This is a genomic window from Bradyrhizobium sp. HKCCYLS20291, from assembly GCF_051167715.1.
Classification (GTDB): domain Bacteria; phylum Pseudomonadota; class Alphaproteobacteria; order Rhizobiales; family Xanthobacteraceae; genus Bradyrhizobium.
Map to the genome: position 1 here is coordinate 78,527 of NZ_JBNPTO010000008.1, position 16,803 is coordinate 95,329.

Below are 16,803 nucleotides of genomic sequence, written 5' to 3' on the forward strand. Positions count from 1 at the left end.
GGCGCCGGCACCCGGCCGCGAGCGGCCGGGCCGGATCTCTTGAACTACTCGGCCGCTTCCGACGTCGGCGCCGGTCCGAGCTTGGAGTTGTGCAGGTCGACGTTGAGGCCGAGCGAGCGCATTTCCTTGACCAGCACGTTGAACGATTCCGGAATACCGGCCTCGAACGTGTCGTCGCCGCGCACGATCGCCTCGTAGACCTTGGTGCGGCCGGCGACGTCGTCCGACTTCACCGTCAGCATCTCCTGCAGCGTGTAGGCCGCGCCATAGGCTTCGAGCGCCCACACCTCCATTTCGCCGAAGCGCTGGCCGCCGAACTGGGCCTTGCCGCCCAGCGGCTGCTGGGTGACCAGCGAGTACGGGCCGATGGAACGCGCATGGATCTTGTCGTCGACGAGATGGTGCAGCTTCAGCATGTAGATGTAGCCCACCGTCACCTTGCGATCGAACGGATCGCCGGTGCGGCCGTCATAGACGGTCGATTGGCCCGAAGCGTCCATGCCGGCGAGCTTCAGCATCTCCTCGATGTCGGTCTCCTTGGCACCGTCGAACACCGGAGTGGCGATCGGCACGCCGCGGCTCAGATTGTGACCAAGCTCCAGCAGCTCATTGTCGTTGAGCGACTTGATGGTCTCGTCCTCGCCGTAGATCCGCTTCAAGGTCTCCTTCAGCGGCTTGACGTCCTGCTTCGACAGATAGGCATCGACCGTCTGGGCGATGCGCCTGCCGAGGCCGGCGCAAGCCCAGCCGAGATGCGTCTCGAGGATCTGACCGACGTTCATGCGCGAGGGCACGCCCAGCGGGTTCAGCACGATGTCCGCATGCGTGCCGTCCTCGAGGAACGGCATGTCCTCGATCGGAACGATCTTGGAGACGACGCCCTTGTTGCCGTGACGGCCGGCCATCTTGTCGCCCGGCTGGATCTTGCGCTTCACCGCGACGAAGACCTTGACCATCTTCATCACGCCCGGCGGCAGTTCGTCGCCACGCTGCAGCTTCTCGACCTTGTCGAGGAAGCGCTGTTCCAGCCCCTTCTTCGACTCGTCGTACTGCTTCCGCATGGCCTCGATCTCGGCCATCAGCTTGTCGTTGGCCGAAGCGAACAGCCACCACTGCGACTTCGGGTACTCGTCGAGCACCGCGCGGCTGATCTTGGTGTCCTTCTTGAAGCCCTTCGGACCGGAGATGCCCTGACGGCCATCCAGCATGTCGGCGAGACGGCTGTAGACGTTGCGGTCCAGGATCGCCTGCTCGTCGTCGCGGTCCTTGGCCAGACGCTCGATCTCTTCCCGCTCGATCGCCAGCGCACGCTCGTCCTTGTCGACGCCGTGACGGTTGAACACGCGGACCTCGACGATCGTGCCCTGCACGCCCGGCGGCACCCGCAGCGAGGTGTCGCGCACGTCCGAGGCCTTCTCGCCGAAGATGGCGCGGAGCAGCTTCTCTTCCGGCGTCATCGGGCTCTCGCCCTTCGGCGTGATCTTGCCGACCAGAATGTCGCCGGCACGCACTTCCGCGCCGATGTAGACGATACCGGCTTCGTCGAGGTTCTTCAGCGCCTCTTCCGACACGTTCGGAATGTCGCGCGTGATTTCCTCCGGACCCAGCTTGGTATCGCGGGCCATCACCTCGAATTCCTCGATGTGGATCGAGGTGAAGACGTCCTCCTTCACGATCCGCTCGGAGAGCAGGATCGAGTCTTCGAAGTTGTAGCCGTTCCACGGCATGAACGCGACCAGCACGTTGCGGCCGAGCGCGAGCTCACCGAGATCGGTCGACGGACCGTCAGCGATGATGTCGCCCTTCTTGACGATGTCGCCGACCTTCACCAGCGGACGCTGGTTGATGCAGGTCGACTGGTTGGAGCGCTGGAACTTCATCAGCCGGTAGATGTCGACGCCCGACTTGGTCGGATCGAGATCTTCCGTGGCGCGGATGACGACGCGGGTGGCGTCGATCTGGTCGATCACGCCCGAGCGGCGCGCCGCGATCGCAGCGCCCGAGTCACGGGCCACCACGCCTTCCATGCCGGTGCCGACGAACGGCGCCTCGGCGCGAACCAGCGGCACCGCCTGGCGCTGCATGTTCGAGCCCATCAGCGCGCGGTTGGCGTCGTCGTTCTCGAGGAACGGGATCAGGGCTGCTGCGACCGAAACCAGCTGCTTCGGCGACACGTCCATGTAGTCGACCTTGTCCGGCGTCATCGGCACGACTTCGCCGGCATGACGGCAGACCACCAGGTCCTCGGTGAAGCGGCCCTTGGCATCGAGCGGCACGTTGGCCTGCGCGACGCGGTAGCGCCCTTCCTCCATGGCGGACAGATACACCACCTCGTCGGTGACACGGCCGTCCTTGACCTTGCGGTACGGCGTCTCGACGAAGCCATACTTGTTGACGCGCGCGAACGTCGCCAGCGAGTTGATCAGGCCGATGTTCGGACCTTCCGGCGTCTCGATCGGGCAGATGCGGCCATAGTGCGTCGGATGCACGTCGCGCACCTCGAAGCCGGCGCGCTCACGGGTCAGACCGCCCGGTCCAAGCGCCGACAAGCGGCGCTTGTGGGTGATCTCCGACAGCGGGTTGGTCTGGTCCATGAACTGCGACAGCTGCGACGAGCCGAAGAATTCACGCACGGCAGCCGCGGCAGGCTTGGCGTTGATCAGGTCCTGCGGCATCACGGTGTCGATGTCGACGCTCGACATGCGCTCCTTGATGGCGCGCTCCATGCGGAGCAGACCGATGCGATACTGGTTCTCCATCAACTCACCGACCGAGCGGACGCGGCGGTTGCCGAGATGGTCGATGTCGTCGATCTCGCCCTTGCCGTCGCGCAGGTCGACCAGGGTCTTGATGACCGCCAGGATGTCTTCCTTGCGCAAGGTGCGCTGGGTGTCCGGCGCATCGAGCTCGAGGCGCATGTTCATCTTGACGCGGCCGACCGCGGAGAGGTCGTAGCGCTCGGCATCGAAGAACAGCGACTGGAACATCGCCTGCGCGGAATCGAGCGTCGGCGGCTCACCCGGACGCATTACGCGGTAGATGTCGAACAGCGCGTCCTCACGCGTCATGTTCTTGTCGGCCGACAGCGTGTTGCGGATGTAGGGGCCGACATTGACGTGGTCGATGTCGAGCAGCGGCAGGTCCTTGTAGCCCTGCTCGTTCAGCACCTTGAACAGCTTGTCGGTGATCTCCTCGCCGGCCTCGGCGTAGATCTCGCCAGTCTTCGGGTTGACGAGATCCTCGGCGATGTAGTTGCCGAGCAGCTCCTCGTCCGACATGCGCAGCGCCTTCAGCCCCTTCTCCTGGAGCTGGCGGGCGGCACGGACGGTGAGCTTCTTGCCGGCCTCGAGCACGACCTTGCCGGTGTCGGCGTCGATCAGGTCGTTGACGGTCGAATAGCCTCGGAAGCGGTTGGCGTCGAACGGAACGCGCCAGCCTTCCTTGATGCGCTTGTAGATCAGCTTCTTGTAGAAGGTCGACAGGATGGTCTCGCCGTCGAGGCCGAGCGCGAACATCAGCGACGTCACCGGCAACTTGCGGCGGCGGTCGATGCGCGCGAACACGATGTCCTTGGCGTCGAACTCGATGTCGAGCCAGGAGCCGCGATACGGGATGACGCGAGCAGCGAACAACAGCTTGCCCGACGAATGGGTCTTGCCCTTGTCGTGATCGAAGAACACGCCCGGCGAGCGGTGCATCTGCGAGACGATGACGCGCTCGGTGCCGTTGACGATGAAGGTGCCGTTCATGGTCATGAGCGGAATGTCGCCCATGTACACGTCCTGCTCCTTGATGTCCTTGACCGACTTGGCGCCGGTTTCCTCGTCGATATCGAACACGATGAGGCGCAGCGTCACCTTGAGCGGCGCAGCGAAGGTCATGCCGCGCTGGCGGCACTCGTCGACGTCATACTTCGGCGGCTCGAACTCGTAGCGGACGAACTCGAGCATCGAGGTGCCCGAGAAGTCGGAGATCGGGAACACCGAGCGGAATACCGCCTGCAGGCCCTCGTCCGGCCGGCCGCCCGTGGGCTCGTCGACCATCAAAAACTGGTCGTAGGACGCCTTCTGAACCTCGATGAGGTTCGGCATCTCCGCGACTTCCTTGATGTGTCCAAAGAACTTGCGAACGCGTTTGCGACCGGTGAATGTCTGCTGCGCCATCGTGGCCTCTCATGTCGTCGCCGGAGGGGCGAACCTTCCGAAACAGCGGCTGCCACCGCCGTTCCGGGTTGAATTTCGATCCATTTCGAAGGTCTGAGGCACAGAACGCGGAACGGAAACGTCCCAGATCTGTTCTTCAGAACACCAAAACGCAAAACGACGCGCGAGGCGCGAGGGCGCACCCGCTCGTCAGAACCATCTCGTCACGGACTGCAAAAGCCCGAAATTGCCTGTCTCCCAACGGTCCACGACGGAGATGGTGCTCCACCGATAACCGGCTTTTCGTGCTACCGGCCCAATATGGGCCGACGATAACCGAGATTCGAGGGGCAAGCCCCACAATCTCCACACTTTTCCGTGTCCGGCCCGAAACAGGCGATCCTGTTGCACGCCTTTTGCAGCATTCGCGAGCCCGCCCGCTACCCCTGCAAAACTCCTTGTCGGCATGATGACCGGGCGATGTTACCGCCCGGTCACCGATATCTCTCGAAGCCCCCAGCCGGCCTGGTGGCCGACGGAAGCTCCGCGCGTAATCGAAACGATTACTTGAGGTCGATCTTGGCGCCAGCCTTCTCGAGCTGAGCCTTGATCTTCTCGGCCTCGTCCTTGTTGACGCCTTCCTTGACCGGCTTCGGAGCGCCCTCGACCAGGTCCTTGGCTTCCTTCAGGCCCAGGCCGGTGATGGCGCGGACTTCCTTGATGACCTCGATCTTCTTGTCGCCGGCCGAGGCCAGGACAACGGTGAACTCGGTCTTCTCTTCCGCCGGAGCGGCAGCGGCAGCGGCAGGGCCAGCAACCGCGACGGCGGCAGCGGCGGACACGCCCCACTTCTCTTCCAGGAGCTTGGCGAGCTCAGCGGCCTCGAGAACGGTGAGGGCCGAGAGGTCGTCGACGATCTTCTGCAGGTCAGCCATTGATGTAGTCCTTTAGTGTGGTTCGGTTCGAAACCAGTTTGTGAGTGTTTGCGAAGGGCGTCAGGCCGCTTCGCCCTTTGAGGCATGAGCCTGAATGACGCGCGCGACCTTGGCCGCGGGTGCGTTGGCGAGCTGGGCCAGCTTGGTCGCCGGAGCCTGGATCAGGCCGACGAGCTTGCCGCGCAGTTCGTCCAGCGACGGCAGCGAGGCGAGTGCCTTTACGCTGTCGACATTCAGGACGGTTTTACCCATGGAGCCGCCGAGGATGACGAACTTTTCGTTCGCCTTGGCGAATTCCATGGCAACCTTGGGCGCCGCGACAGGATCGTTCGAAGTTGCGATCACGGTCGGCCCCTTCAACAGGGGACCGATGCCGACGACGTCCGTGCCTTCAAGAGCAATTTTGGCGAGACGGTTCTTCGAGACCTTCACCGTTGCGCCAGCCTGCTTCATCTGCATGCGCAGCTTCTGCATCTGGGCCACGGTAAGGCCGGAATAGTGAGCGACGACCGCGACGCCCGTGGTCTTGAAGACCTCGTGCAGTTCCTCGACCGCCTCTTTTTTTGCCGCTCGTTCCACAGCAAGCTCTCTCCGGTTGGCGGCCTTCGCCCGAAAGCGGGACCGCCGGGTTAAACCCGCCGCCCCGCCAAACCCGACCTCTGGACGCTAGAACCCATGAGGACACGTCAGGCAGCACGACGATGAATAGCCTGCCCTTCCCAAGGCCTCTCGGCCCGGGGAGTGTCGAGGTTCGAACCAAACCTGCATGCCAGCGCGACCAGCGCGGTGGACATGCCGAAATCCGGTTTTCACCCGTCTATGCAGGCCATACGATTAAGCCATTGAGGAAATTGAGCTTCCGCGCCGGCGCCTGCAGTCTCGGACAGGATTCGAGGGATCGGCGGACCGACCTCCCCTGCGGCATTTTCGAGAGCAGAAGATCCTTGTTCCTTCCGAGAGATCCAAATGGATATCCTCAGAAAGAATGCTGGCTCCCTAGGCTTTCGGAATGCGCGCACGGACGCGCCAGCAACAGCCAGCCCGCCCGGAAGCCGGTTCTTTAAAGGGTCGATGACGACTTGCCAAGACCCCCGAGAGCAATTTTCGCACCAATTAGGTGGCCCGCCGGCCTCCGGACGAGCGCCGACGTGAAATCGGGCGCTCGGCCTCTCCGCCCGTCATTACGAGCCCCGCGAAACACTCGACCGTCGAGCCATCTCACCTGAAATGGCAGCATCAAGCCGCAAGGAAGGCCGTGGTGCCGCGCGGTGAGTTCATCCGGCACATGAGGTTCGGTCGCGAGCGAACGATTTGCCCGTGCCGGGGATCAAAACTCTTTGCCATGTTCCCAATGCGCAGGCACGCGCGCCGCTCCGATTCACCGAAAATGATCATGGCCCGTGCTAAGCCGCGGGGAGCACTGCGCAATCACCCGGGAACGCAAACGCGTGACGTCTCCTTCCCGCAAGACCTCCATCGTCCGGCACGCAATCACGCTGCTGATCGGCCTGATTTTTCTCGCCCTGGTATACGGGGCGCTGGCGATCGCGCCCTTCCGCGCGGCCTGGTTCATGTATCTCGCCCATCTGCTGTTCTTCGGCCTGAATGCGGTCTGGATCACCTCCTGCGTCGGGATGCTGATGCTCGGCATGGCGCGCATGTCGCCGGGCCTGATGGCGGCGCCCCCGGCGTTCTTTGCGTGCTGGTGCGCGGCCTCCGTCATCGATCGAGCTATGGTTGAATCGAGCGCTGATCCAGCCTTGTTTCGCCGCGAGGTCCCAGCGGGGCTTCGCGAGTTCCGTTCACTCACTGTGGTTGGAAACGGATCCAGCCGGGGGTATGCGCGCCTTCTCGTAGACGGCACCATCGACCAGTACGTCCAGGCGACCGACTCCGGGAAAGGACGCCCGGGGTTGATCCGCCTGACGCGGCTTGCCGCGATTCAGGAGTGCAGTGTGGACGACATGCAGGCTTCGCAATCTCTGCAGGCCGCAGGCCGGATCGACCATTGCCTGAGAACCACGACCATCGATGCGATTCCCGACGGGCTCGTCGTACGCATGATCTTGCAAGAGCCCTATGGGTGCTGCGCCGAGGGCACGATCAGCATCCGTCGAAACGGCGAGGAGGCGGTAGCCGCAACATGGCGCTCCGAAAGACGAAGGGTCCTTAGCTTCCTGCCGCTGTTCGGGCCGGTCGGCGACGGACCCTACCCCACCACGTCGCTGTGGAAAGGCGGCGCTGGAGGGCCATGGCAGATTGTATGGGTCGGAAAGCCAGGCTTTTCCGAGATCGACCTGGCGGCGGCCATCTATGGCATCGATTGGAATGCGCCCCTCGATATCGTCAAGGTCGACAACGCAGAGCTGGCCAGGCGCGCGGCCGAGATCTCCAAAGGCCCGAACCGCGGCGCCGCGCTCGATCTCGTCCTCGAGTTGCAGCGCAGGAACTATACTGCCGATGACATGCTCGGGGTCGTCGCCTCGATGATCCAGTGGGCCTTCCGGGGGTCGAACGTCGAGCGCAAGGCATCGGAATTCTTCCGTCATCTTCAATCGCCGGATAAGGCCAGATTTGTTGATCTCATCCTCGACAAGATCCAGGATCCATCGATCGGGGCTGACTTTCTGCGCGCCGAGTTCGGCTTCGACACTTCGTTCGAAACGGATCAATCCGAACGCGCCTTGCGCATCTTCGAGCAGCGCGACGATCTCAAGGTCTGGCAATACGAGCAGGCTTTGCGCATCGCGCGGGACGGCCGCATCCGCTATGCGTCGGACGAGTTTGAAGCCGAGCAGGAGCGCCGCTTCGCCTTTCTTCGGCAGGATCCGAGCCCTGCCTTCGTCCAACGGACCCTGGCGTTCGGGCGGGTCTACTTCTCTGGAAGCGATCCCCAGCGAGACTACTTCAGCCGCCAGTTGGATCGCGTGCCGGATGCCATGCTCGATGAGTTTTTGATGACGATCGGATGGCATCGCAAGCACGGCGAACTGAGGATCACCGAAGCGATCCGCCTGCTGCGCGACCGCGCCGCGATCCGCATCGCGGCCGTCGATGATGAAAAGCTCCGACGAAGCTTGCAGGAGCGTTTTCGGCTCGACCTCGATCGCTGAGAACGGTGCGAGGTCTAGCTAGCGGACCTGATAGGGCAACGGCTTGCCGGCGAAGAAGGCCGTGAGATTGGCCACCACGCAGGCCTGCATCGCGACATGCGATTCCCGCGTGTTACCCCCGATATGGGGCGTCACCACCACATTGGGTAGCGCGGTCAGTTCATCCGGAACATGAGGTTCGGTCTCGAACACGTCGAGCCCGGCGCCTGCGATGACGCCTTCCTTCAGCGCAGCCAGCAGCGCCTGTTCGTCGATCACGGAGCCGCGCGAGATGTTGACGACATGGCCGTCGGGACCGAGCTTCCTGAGCAGATCGGCATTGACGACGTGGGTGGTCTCGGCGCTGGCGCGGACGGCGATCATCAGCACGGTGCACCATTCGGCGAGCGCATCGAGGCTTGGGAAGTATTGATAAGGCAGTTCGTCGTAGCGGGTGCGGTTGAAATAGCCGACCTCGGTCTCGAACGCGGCGACGCGCGCGGCGATCTTGCGGCCGATCTCGCCCATGCCGTAGACGCCGACCTTGCAGCCGGCGAGGCTCGGCGGCGGTTTCATCAGCGGTGACGGCTTGGCCCCGGCCCAGCCGCCATCGCGGACGTAAGCGTCGGCCACCATCAGCCGCCGCGTGCTCGCCAGCATCAGCATGACGGCGACATCGGCGACCGCAGCCGCGTTCGCTCCCGGGCTGTTGCCGACCGCAATGTTGCGCGCCGCTGCCGCCTTCAGGTCGACGCCATCGTAGCCGGTGCCATAGCAGACGATCGCCCCCAGCGCCGGCAATCGATCCATCTCCGCCGCGCCGAGCGGCGTGCCGCCGGCCGTGATCAGCGCCCTCACCTGCGCCACCTCGTCCACCGGAAACACCTCGTGCGCGGGCTTGCCGGCGGTGTCGAGCAGGTCGAAGCGGTCGGCAAAACGCTGGGTCAGGGATTTTGGCAGGCGGGAGTAGATCAGGACCTTGTCGGGCATGTCGGCGGGGACTCCAAATGCGAAGGGCGGGATCGTTGAACGATCCCGCCCTTCCTAATCTAGCTCATGCCTGGCCGCTTAGGCGAGCACGGTGCCCGGCTCGACCTTGACGCCCGGGCCCATCGTCGACGACACGGCGACGCGCTGGACATAGGTGCCCTTGGCGCCTGCCGGCTTGGCCTTCACGACCGCATCCGCCAGCGCCTTGATGTTCTCGACCAGCTTGTCCTCGCCGAACGAGGCCTTGCCGACGCCGGCCTGGATGATGCCGGCCTTCTCGACGCGGAACTCGACCGAGCCGCCCTTGGCACCCTTGACGGCGCCAGCGACGTCCATGGTCACGGTGCCGATCTTCGGGTTCGGCATCATGCCGCGCGGACCGAGCACCTTACCGAGACGGCCGACCAGCGGCATCATGTCGGGGGTGGCGATACAACGGTCGAAGTCGATGTTGCCGTTCTGCACCTTCTCGACCAGATCCTCCGCGCCGACCACGTCAGCACCGGCGGCCCTGGCCTCGTCGGCCTTGGCACCGCGGGCGAACACGCCGACGCGCAGCGTACGGCCGGTGCCGTTCGGCAGCATGACGACGCCACGAACCATCTGGTCGGCGTGACGCGGATCGACGCCGAGGTTGATCGCGACCTCGATGGTCTCGTCGAACTTCGAGGTGGCACGTTCCTTGACCATCTTGATCGCATCAGCAAGCGGGTAGAGCTTGGTGCGGTCGACGCCCTCGCGGGCCTTCTTCAAACGCTTTCCGATAGCCATGGCCGCTTACCCCGCAACTTCCAGACCCATCGAGCGGGCGGAGCCCTCGACCATCTTCATGGCCGACTCGATCGAGTCGCAATTCAGGTCCTTCATCTTCTTCTCGGCGATCTCGCGCACCTGCGCCTTGGTCACCGCGCCGGCCTTGTCACGACCCGGGGCTTTGGAGCCCGACTGGATCTTGGCAGCCTGCTTGAGGAAGAAGGACATCGGCGGGGTCTTCATCTCGAAGGTGAAGGAGCGGTCCGCGTAAATGGTGATGACCACCGGGATCGGGGTGTTCTTCTCTTCCTTCTGGGTCTGCGCGTTGAACGCCTTACAGAACTCCATGATGTTGAGACCGCGCTGACCGAGCGCGGGGCCGATCGGCGGCGACGGGTTGGCCGCGCCGGCCGGGACCTGAAGCTTCAGGTAACCGGTTACTTTCTTTGCCATTCTGATTCTCCAACGCGTTCGCGCTTTTGCCTGATGCGAACGCACCGCCCTCGGGGCGACAAAACCCGTCGGGCGAGGTTTGGGACCGTGGTCCGGCGCGCTGGATCCGGCTGGCAAAGCCGGTCGCGCCTCCCACGAACGAAATCGCCCCCCGATTGGGGAGCGAAGGGCGCCCGATACACGAGATCGGACGAAAAGGAAAGAGTTGAGAGCCGAGCTCCCTCCTCCCCGTCATTCCGGGGCGCCCGCAAGGGCGAGCCCGGAATCCATAGCCACAGGGTGCCGTGTGGGGCACGCTGGAGCTGGCAGTTCGCCGTCCCATTCCCGCATGGGGTTATGGATTCCGGGCTCAGCCCTGCGGGCTGCCCCGGAATGACGGCGGAGAGAGCTGCCTCAGCCCACGACCTTCTCGACCTGGTTGAACTCCAGCTCGACCGGGGTGGCGCGGCCAAAGATCGAGACCGCGACCTTGAGGCGTGAGCGGCCCTCGTCGATTTCCTCGACCACGCCGGAGAACGAGGCGAACGGGCCGTCGGCGACGCGGACGTTCTCGCCGATCTCGAACGACACCGAGGATTTCGGCCGCTCCACGCCTTCCTGCATCTGGTTCAGGATGCGCATCGCCTCGCCTTCGGAGATCGGCATCGGCTTGTTCTCGGCGCCGAGAAAACCGGTCACCTTGGGCGTGTTCTTGATCAGGTGAAACGCCTCGTCGGTCAGCTTCATCTTCACCAGCACGTAGCCGGGGAAGAACTTGCGCTCGGCGTCGATCTTGCGGCCGCGGCGCACCTCGGTGACCTTCTCGATCGGCACCAGCACCTGCTCGAACAGGTCCTCGAGATTGCGCTGCTTGGCCTGCTCGCGGATCGACTCGGCGACCTTCTTCTCGAAGTTCGAGTAGGCGTGGACGATGTACCAGCGCTTGTCGGAGCTTTGCGTTGCGGTTGCCATCAGTGGATGCCCAGCACGAGGGTGATGAGATAACGGATGATCTGATCGGCGGCGAAGAAGAAGATCGAGGCCAGCGCCACCATCACGAACACCATGATCGTGGTGATAGTGACCTCGCGACGGGTCGGCCAGGTGACCTTCGCGGTCTCCGAGCGCACTTCCTGCAGGAATTTGAACGGGCTTGAGGCCATCGTCAGGGGTCCGCGTCCGTCATCAGACGGTTGAAGAGTTTACAGGGAAAACCGAACAGCCGGCCTTGGCCCACCCTCTTGTCGGAGAGATGAGCCGAATCCACGGGCTCGCTTGTTCGGGGAGTGAAAAGCCGCGCCGGATATCCGCTGTTTCAGCGGGCCGGCTGCAGGTGGCCGATATCTACTGTCCGAACGGCCAAAGGTCAAGATATGGGCAGACCGGGGTGTCCCGGTCATTCCCTCGGCAAGGCGCCGCCTGCCCTGCCCCAAGCCGGATTTTCGTGCCGCGGCAGGCCATTTCCGCACTACGGCAGGTTGAGCACGTGCCGCGACGAAATGCCCGTGACGGTGGAGTTCCTGCTCTTGCCGGGCCTGCGGCGGCCGCTCATTCTCGGCTTCACAAGAACAATCAGGAGGAAACCCATGACCTTTGCCCTGGGCAAGGGACTGACGCGCGCTGCCGCGGTCAGCCTTGCTGCTCTCAGCCTTGCTGCTCTCAGTCTTGCCGCCCTCACCGCCGCCCCTGCCCGCGCCCAGGCGCCGCTCAAGATCGGCGTGCTCAGCGACTTCTCGTCGGTCTATTCGGACATCGGCGGCCAGGGCAATCTCGAGGCGACCAAGCTGGCCATCGAGGAGTTCGGCGGCAGCATGTTCGGCAAGCCGATCGAGGTCATCAGCGCCGATCCGCAGAACAAGGCCGACATCGCCGCCTCGATCGTGCGCAAATGGTACGAGAACGAAGCCGTCGACATGGTCATCGACATGCCGACCTCGGCGACCGCGCTGGCCGGCATGGAGATGTCGAAGCAGTTCGAGAAGCTGATGATCGTGACGGATGCCGCGAGCTCCGACATCACCGGCAAGTCGTGCTCGCCCTACACCGTGCACTGGACCTACGACACCTACGGCAATGCGCACACCGTCGGCCAGGCGATCGTCAAGAACGGCGGCGACAGCTGGTTCTTCATCACCGCGGACTATTTGTTCGGCCATTCGATCGAACGCGACACCGGCGACGTCGTGCGCGCGGCCGGCGGCAAGGTGATCGGCAGCGCCAGGCATCCGCTCAACAACCAGGACTTCTCGTCCTTCCTGCTGCAGGCCCAGGCCAGCAAGGCCAAGATCATCGGCATGGCCAATGGCGGCGGCGACACCATCACCACCATCAAGCAGGCCGCCGAGTTCGGCATCGTCGCCGGCGGCCAGAACCTCGCCGGCATCGTGATGTTCATCTCCGACATCCACAGCCTCGGCCTCAAGCTCGCGCAGGGCCTCATCATCACCGAGGCCTACTACTGGGACCTCAACGACCGCACCCGCGCCTTCGGCAAGCGCTTCTTTGACAAGATGAAGCGAATGCCGACCATGAACCAGGCCGCGACCTACAGCGCCACCCTGCACTATCTCAACGCGGTGAAAGCCGCCGGCACCCGCGACACCAAGCCGGTGCTCGCCAAGATGCGCGAGACCCCGGTGCGCGACGCCTTCACCGACAACGGCGTGCTGCGCGAGGACGGCCGCATGGTGCACTCGATGTTCCTGTTCGAGGTCAAGAAGCCGGAGGAATCGAAGGCGGCGTGGGACTATTACAAGGTGCTGGCGGAGGTGCCCGGCGACCAGGTGTTCCGGCCGCTGAAGGATGGCGGGTGTCCGCTCGTGAAGCAGTAAGGGTCCGTCAAAACGCGTTCGGGGCTCGCATGTCGCGGGCCCCGGCTGAACAGTCTTCGTCGATGTGTGGCTTAAGTGCTTGATCTCGCTGGCAGGAGTGGAGAGGCTCGAACTCCCAACCCCCGGTTTTGGAGACCGGTGCTCTACCAATTGAGCTACACTCCTAGCGAGCCGGGACTGCGTCGCCGGTTCGGGCGCTTTCAAGCATAGACCTCCCCTCCATTGCAAGGGTGCAATGGGGCAAATCGACTGGTCAGGGCACAACTTCCGCGCCAGACTTGATGCAAACCGACAACAGGACTTCAGGGAGAGCCCATGACCCCGCCGACCGCCGCCTCCAGCATGCCCCTTTCCGCGCTCCGCTCCCTGAGCCCGCCGTTGCCGGACGACCGGCCGGAAGCGCTCGGCCTTTCCGCGTCGCGGCTGCAGCGGGCGTCGGATGCCTTCAAGCGCGAGGCCGACAAGGGAACGATCCCGGGCGCGACCCTGCTGGTTGGCCGGCGCGGCCGGATCGGCTGGTTCGACGCCATCGGCCGCCAGGCGCCCGATGCCGACACGCCGATGCGGCCCGATTCGATCTTCCGCATCTTCTCGATGACCAAGCCGATCGTCTCGCTGGGAATCATGATGCTGGTCGAGGACGGCGATCTGCTGCTGTCCGATCCGGTCGCCAAGTTCATCCCGGAATTCGCCGACCAGAAGGTCGGCGTCGACATCAGCGGCAAGCTCGAGCTCGTCCCGGTCGTCCAGCCGATGACGGTGCAGGACCTGCTGCGCCACACCTCGGGCCTTGCGTATGAGCACACCGGCACCGGGCCGGTGCACCAGTTGTACCAGCAGTCGCGGGTGCGCAGCCGCAAGATCACGAACGCAGAGCACGCGGCCATCGTGGCCGGCCTGCCGTTGATCTGCCAGCCCGGCGCCGAGTTCAACTACAGCCGCTCGACCGACATCCTCGGGCGAATCATCGAGGTCGTCGCGGGCCAGGCGCTCGGCGCCTTCCTCGCCGAGCGCATTCTGTCGCCGCTCGGCATGAACGAGACCGCCTTCTTCACCAGCGAGGCCAATGCCGGTCGGCTCGCCGAGCCGTTCGCCAGGGATCCCTGGACCGGCGAGGCGGTCAACCTGTTCAAGATGACCGAGCAGCCGGTGATGGAATCCGGCGGCGGCGGGCTGGTGGCGACCACCATGGATTACGCCCGGTTCTGCGCCATGCTGCTCAACAAGGGCAGCCTCGACGGCACCAGGCTGGTCGGCCGCAAGACGCTCGAGCTGATGGCCTCCGACCATCTCGGCCCTCACGTCAAAACGCAGGGCACGCTGCTGTCGCCCGGTCACGGCTTCGGCCTCGGCTTCGCCGTGCGCCGCGACGCCGGCATCGCCCCCTTCCCCGGCTCGCCCGGCACCTTCTTCTGGAGCGGCATCGCCGGCACCTTCTTCTGGATCGATCCCAAGGAGGAGCTGTTCTGCGTCTTCATGGCCCAGGCCCCGGGGCAACGCGACTATCTGCGCACGCTGGTCCGCGATGTGGTGTACGCGGCGGTGGAGTGAGGGCACTGTCGTAGCCCCGATGCTGCGACGCCCACCGCCGTCGTCCCGGCGAACGCCGGGACCCATACCGCGTGATCTGTCGAGGGAGGTCACTGCCAGTTGCCTGCCTCATGCCGGCCGGTGGTAATGGGTCCCGGCGTTCGCCGGGACGACGCTGTTGGTTGAGGCCACACCGCAGGCCACACGACGAGCGCGCCTCAACTGATCGTCGCGCCGCCGTCGATCACCATGGTCTGGCCGGTCATGAAGTTGCCGGCGGCGGACCCCAGGAACACCGCCGCACCCGCGATCTCGTCGGGGATGCCGATGCGCAGCAGCGGCGAGCGCGCGGTCGAGGCCTTCAGGTTGTCCGGATTGTCCCACAGCGCCTTGGCAAAGTCGGTCTTGATCAGGCCGGGCGCGATGCAGTTCACGCGGACATTGTGCGGGCCGTATTCGCAGGCGAGGTTGCGCGCCAGCTGCATGTCGGCGGCCTTGGAAATCGCGTAGGCGCCGAGGATGGTCGAACCCTTGAGGCCACCGATCGACGAGACGATGATCACAGAGCCGTCCTTGCGCGCGATCATCTGCGGCACGACCATGCTGATCAGCCAGTTGTTGGCAACGATGTTGTTGTCGAGGATCTTGCGGAACTGATCATCGGAGATGCCGGCCAGCGGCCCGTAATACGGGTTCGAGGCGGCGTTGCAGACGAGAACGTCGATCTGGCCGTAGATGCGGTTGGCCTCGTCGACGAGGTTCTGCAGGTTCTCCTTGCTGGAGATGTTGGCGGCAACAGCGGCCGCCGTGCCCTTGCCGAACCGCTCGTTGATCTCCTTGGCCACGGCCTCGCAGACATCGGCCTTGCGCGACGAGATCACCACCTTGGCGCCGTGCTCGGCCATGCGCTCGGCAATGGCCAGCCCGATGCCGCGGGTCGATCCGGTGATGACGGCCACCTTGCCGGTCATGTCGAACAGGGTCATGGGGAGTTCCTCCTAGCTATCAGTTGTTGTTAGTTAAAAACCTACCGCAACGTCGATGCACTTTTCCGCGGTGCCGGTGACTGCGCCCTCTCCCCTTGCGGGAGAGGGCATGTAGGACAGCGCCGCAAGCTCGGTTGGGTGAGGGGTATGTCTCTACGAGTCGAGCTCGCGGAGAGATACCCCTCACCCGGCATGATCGCGCGAAGCGCGATCATGCCACCCTCTCCCGCAAGGGGAGAGGGTGCACTGCCCGTGTGGCGACGCAAGTTGATGCACCAAGCATGAACGAGCGCGAATGATGCATGGAGAAAACCTAACATCCCTCACGCCAGCTTGCTCGTCGTGACCTCCGGCCCAGCCGGCTGATGCATCGCCTGGTGGGCGGCGTCGGCGATCCAGGGCTGCTGATTGACCATCGGCAGGCGCCATGAGCTGACATCGCCGCTCACGATGTGATCGAGCCGGGTCACCGAGCAGTTGTCGATGTCGAAGGCCAGGCCCTTCTCGACAAGGCCGCCGAGCGCCAGTCCGACCGCCGCCTTGATGGTGCCGCCATGGCCGACCGCGATCACGTCGCGGCCGGCTTCCGCCACATTGATGCGCGCGATCGCCGCGGTGACGCGGGTGTACAGATCCATGTAGCTCTCGCCGCCCGGCGCCGGCACGTCGATGTCCGCGAACCAGTTGCTGCCGGCGGGACGGCTCGCCAGGAACGCGGCGCGGTTCATGCCCTGCCATTGTCCGAGATGCTGCTCGGCAAAGGCGGCCTCCTTGATCATCCCGGGGGGCTGCGGGAAACCGGCCGCCCAGATCGCCTCCGCGGTCTGGTGCGTGCGCATCAGGCTGCTCGCATACCACACCGCGCTGCGCGGCAGGATCTTCGCCACCGCCTCGAACACCTCGCGATCCCCGGTGTCGCAGGCAATGTCGGACTGGCCGTAAATGTTGCCGCCGTCGCTGCGGACCGGCGCATGGCGTACCCACCACCAGCGCGTGGTGACGACCGGAGGCTTCGTTGCATCAGCTGACATCGCGTAACCCTTCCCTCCGCAGCTGTCTCGCTGTACGTGAGGAGCCAGCCCGTCTCAAGCCGCTCCGCACGTTCAGCACGT

General features: G+C 64.4%; 13 protein-coding genes and 1 tRNA gene. 3 read left to right on the forward strand and 11 right to left on the reverse strand.

The features are described 5' to 3' along the window. Window positions 1-44: 44 nt before the first annotated feature. From rpoB to rplJ, 3 genes are all read right to left on the reverse strand, one after another. The gene (gene rpoB / locus ACQR07_RS19235; protein WP_434903768.1) at window positions 45-4,163 is read right to left on the reverse strand and encodes a DNA-directed RNA polymerase subunit beta; all 4,119 of its coding nucleotides are present in this window, start codon (window positions 4,161-4,163) and stop codon (window positions 45-47) included. A gap of 542 nt (window positions 4,164-4,705) precedes the next feature. Next, window positions 4,706-5,077, reverse strand: coding sequence for a 50S ribosomal protein L7/L12 (gene rplL, locus ACQR07_RS19240; RefSeq protein ID WP_434864629.1), 372 nt, complete (start codon window positions 5,075-5,077; stop codon window positions 4,706-4,708). Between the two features lie 60 nt (window positions 5,078-5,137). Beyond that, window positions 5,138-5,656: a 50S ribosomal protein L10 gene (gene rplJ / locus ACQR07_RS19245; RefSeq protein ID WP_434903769.1), complete on the reverse strand. Its 519-nt coding sequence runs from the start codon at window positions 5,654-5,656 to the stop codon at window positions 5,138-5,140. Window positions 5,657-6,525: 869 nt separating this feature from the next. Here rplJ and ACQR07_RS19250 point away from each other — a divergent pair. Then, window positions 6,526-8,190, forward strand: coding sequence for a hypothetical protein (locus ACQR07_RS19250; RefSeq protein ID WP_434903770.1), 1,665 nt, complete (start codon window positions 6,526-6,528; stop codon window positions 8,188-8,190). Window positions 8,191-8,208: 18 nt separating this feature from the next. Here the strand turns inward: ACQR07_RS19250 and ACQR07_RS19255 are convergent, their stop codons facing one another. From ACQR07_RS19255 to secE, 5 genes are all read right to left on the reverse strand, one after another. Continuing rightward, window positions 8,209-9,159 carry a 2-hydroxyacid dehydrogenase gene (locus tag ACQR07_RS19255; RefSeq protein ID WP_434903771.1) on the reverse strand — a complete coding sequence of 317 codons (951 nt, stop codon included), beginning with the start codon at window positions 9,157-9,159 and terminating at the stop codon, window positions 8,209-8,211. A gap of 78 nt (window positions 9,160-9,237) precedes the next feature. Then, window positions 9,238-9,930, reverse strand: coding sequence for a 50S ribosomal protein L1 (gene rplA, locus ACQR07_RS19260; protein ID WP_434903772.1), 693 nt, complete (start codon window positions 9,928-9,930; stop codon window positions 9,238-9,240). 6 nt (window positions 9,931-9,936) lie between these two features. Beyond that, window positions 9,937-10,365, reverse strand: a complete 429-nt coding sequence (gene rplK, locus ACQR07_RS19265) for a 50S ribosomal protein L11 (protein WP_007602986.1) — start codon at window positions 10,363-10,365, stop codon at window positions 9,937-9,939. Window positions 10,366-10,758: 393 nt separating this feature from the next. After that, the gene (gene nusG / locus ACQR07_RS19270; protein WP_434864632.1) at window positions 10,759-11,316 is read right to left on the reverse strand and encodes a transcription termination/antitermination protein NusG; all 558 of its coding nucleotides are present in this window, start codon (window positions 11,314-11,316) and stop codon (window positions 10,759-10,761) included. Next, window positions 11,316-11,507: a preprotein translocase subunit SecE gene (secE, locus tag ACQR07_RS19275; RefSeq protein ID WP_434903773.1), complete on the reverse strand. Its 192-nt coding sequence runs from the start codon at window positions 11,505-11,507 to the stop codon at window positions 11,316-11,318. Before secE ends, nusG begins: the two co-directional genes overlap by 1 nt. A gap of 423 nt (window positions 11,508-11,930) precedes the next feature. Between secE and ACQR07_RS19280 the strand changes: the two genes are divergently transcribed. Continuing rightward, a complete protein-coding gene (locus ACQR07_RS19280; protein WP_434903774.1) occupies window positions 11,931-13,175 on the forward strand; it encodes an ABC transporter substrate-binding protein in 1,245 nt (414 codons plus the stop codon). A gap of 89 nt (window positions 13,176-13,264) precedes the next feature. On the opposite strand, the gene ACQR07_RS19285 is transcribed toward ACQR07_RS19280, so the two are convergent. Continuing rightward, a tRNA-Trp gene (locus tag ACQR07_RS19285) sits at window positions 13,265-13,340 on the reverse strand. 150 nt (window positions 13,341-13,490) lie between these two features. On the opposite strand from ACQR07_RS19285, the gene ACQR07_RS19290 reads away from it, so the two are divergent. Beyond that, a complete protein-coding gene (locus ACQR07_RS19290; protein ID WP_434903775.1) occupies window positions 13,491-14,726 on the forward strand; it encodes a serine hydrolase domain-containing protein in 1,236 nt (411 codons plus the stop codon). A 197-nt stretch (window positions 14,727-14,923) separates the two neighbouring features. Here ACQR07_RS19290 and ACQR07_RS19295 read toward each other — a convergent pair whose 3' ends face one another. Then, window positions 14,924-15,691, reverse strand: coding sequence for an SDR family NAD(P)-dependent oxidoreductase (locus ACQR07_RS19295; RefSeq protein ID WP_434864635.1), 768 nt, complete (start codon window positions 15,689-15,691; stop codon window positions 14,924-14,926). A gap of 323 nt (window positions 15,692-16,014) precedes the next feature. Then, the gene (locus tag ACQR07_RS19300) at window positions 16,015-16,722 is read right to left on the reverse strand and encodes a histidine phosphatase family protein (protein ID WP_434903776.1); all 708 of its coding nucleotides are present in this window, start codon (window positions 16,720-16,722) and stop codon (window positions 16,015-16,017) included. Window positions 16,723-16,803: the final 81 nt, after the last annotated feature.

Coding starts and splice junctions, on each gene's coding strand:
- rpoB (WP_434903768.1), bottom strand. CDS start 4,163: ATGGCGCAGCAGACATTCACCGGTCGCAAACGCGTTCGCAAGTTCTTT.
- rplL (WP_434864629.1), bottom strand. CDS start 5,077: ATGGCTGACCTGCAGAAGATCGTCGACGACCTCTCGGCCCTCACCGTT.
- ACQR07_RS19255 (WP_434903771.1), bottom strand. CDS start 9,159: ATGCCCGACAAGGTCCTGATCTACTCCCGCCTGCCAAAATCCCTGACC.
- rplA (WP_434903772.1), bottom strand. CDS start 9,930: ATGGCTATCGGAAAGCGTTTGAAGAAGGCCCGCGAGGGCGTCGACCGC.
- rplK (WP_007602986.1), bottom strand. CDS start 10,365: ATGGCAAAGAAAGTAACCGGTTACCTGAAGCTTCAGGTCCCGGCCGGC.
- nusG (WP_434864632.1), bottom strand. CDS start 11,316: ATGGCAACCGCAACGCAAAGCTCCGACAAGCGCTGGTACATCGTCCAC.
- secE (WP_434903773.1), bottom strand. CDS start 11,507: ATGGCCTCAAGCCCGTTCAAATTCCTGCAGGAAGTGCGCTCGGAGACC.
- ACQR07_RS19280 (WP_434903774.1), top strand. CDS start 11,931: ATGACCTTTGCCCTGGGCAAGGGACTGACGCGCGCTGCCGCGGTCAGC.
- ACQR07_RS19290 (WP_434903775.1), top strand. CDS start 13,491: ATGACCCCGCCGACCGCCGCCTCCAGCATGCCCCTTTCCGCGCTCCGC.
- ACQR07_RS19295 (WP_434864635.1), bottom strand. CDS start 15,691: ATGACCCTGTTCGACATGACCGGCAAGGTGGCCGTCATCACCGGATCG.
- ACQR07_RS19300 (WP_434903776.1), bottom strand. CDS start 16,722: ATGTCAGCTGATGCAACGAAGCCTCCGGTCGTCACCACGCGCTGGTGG.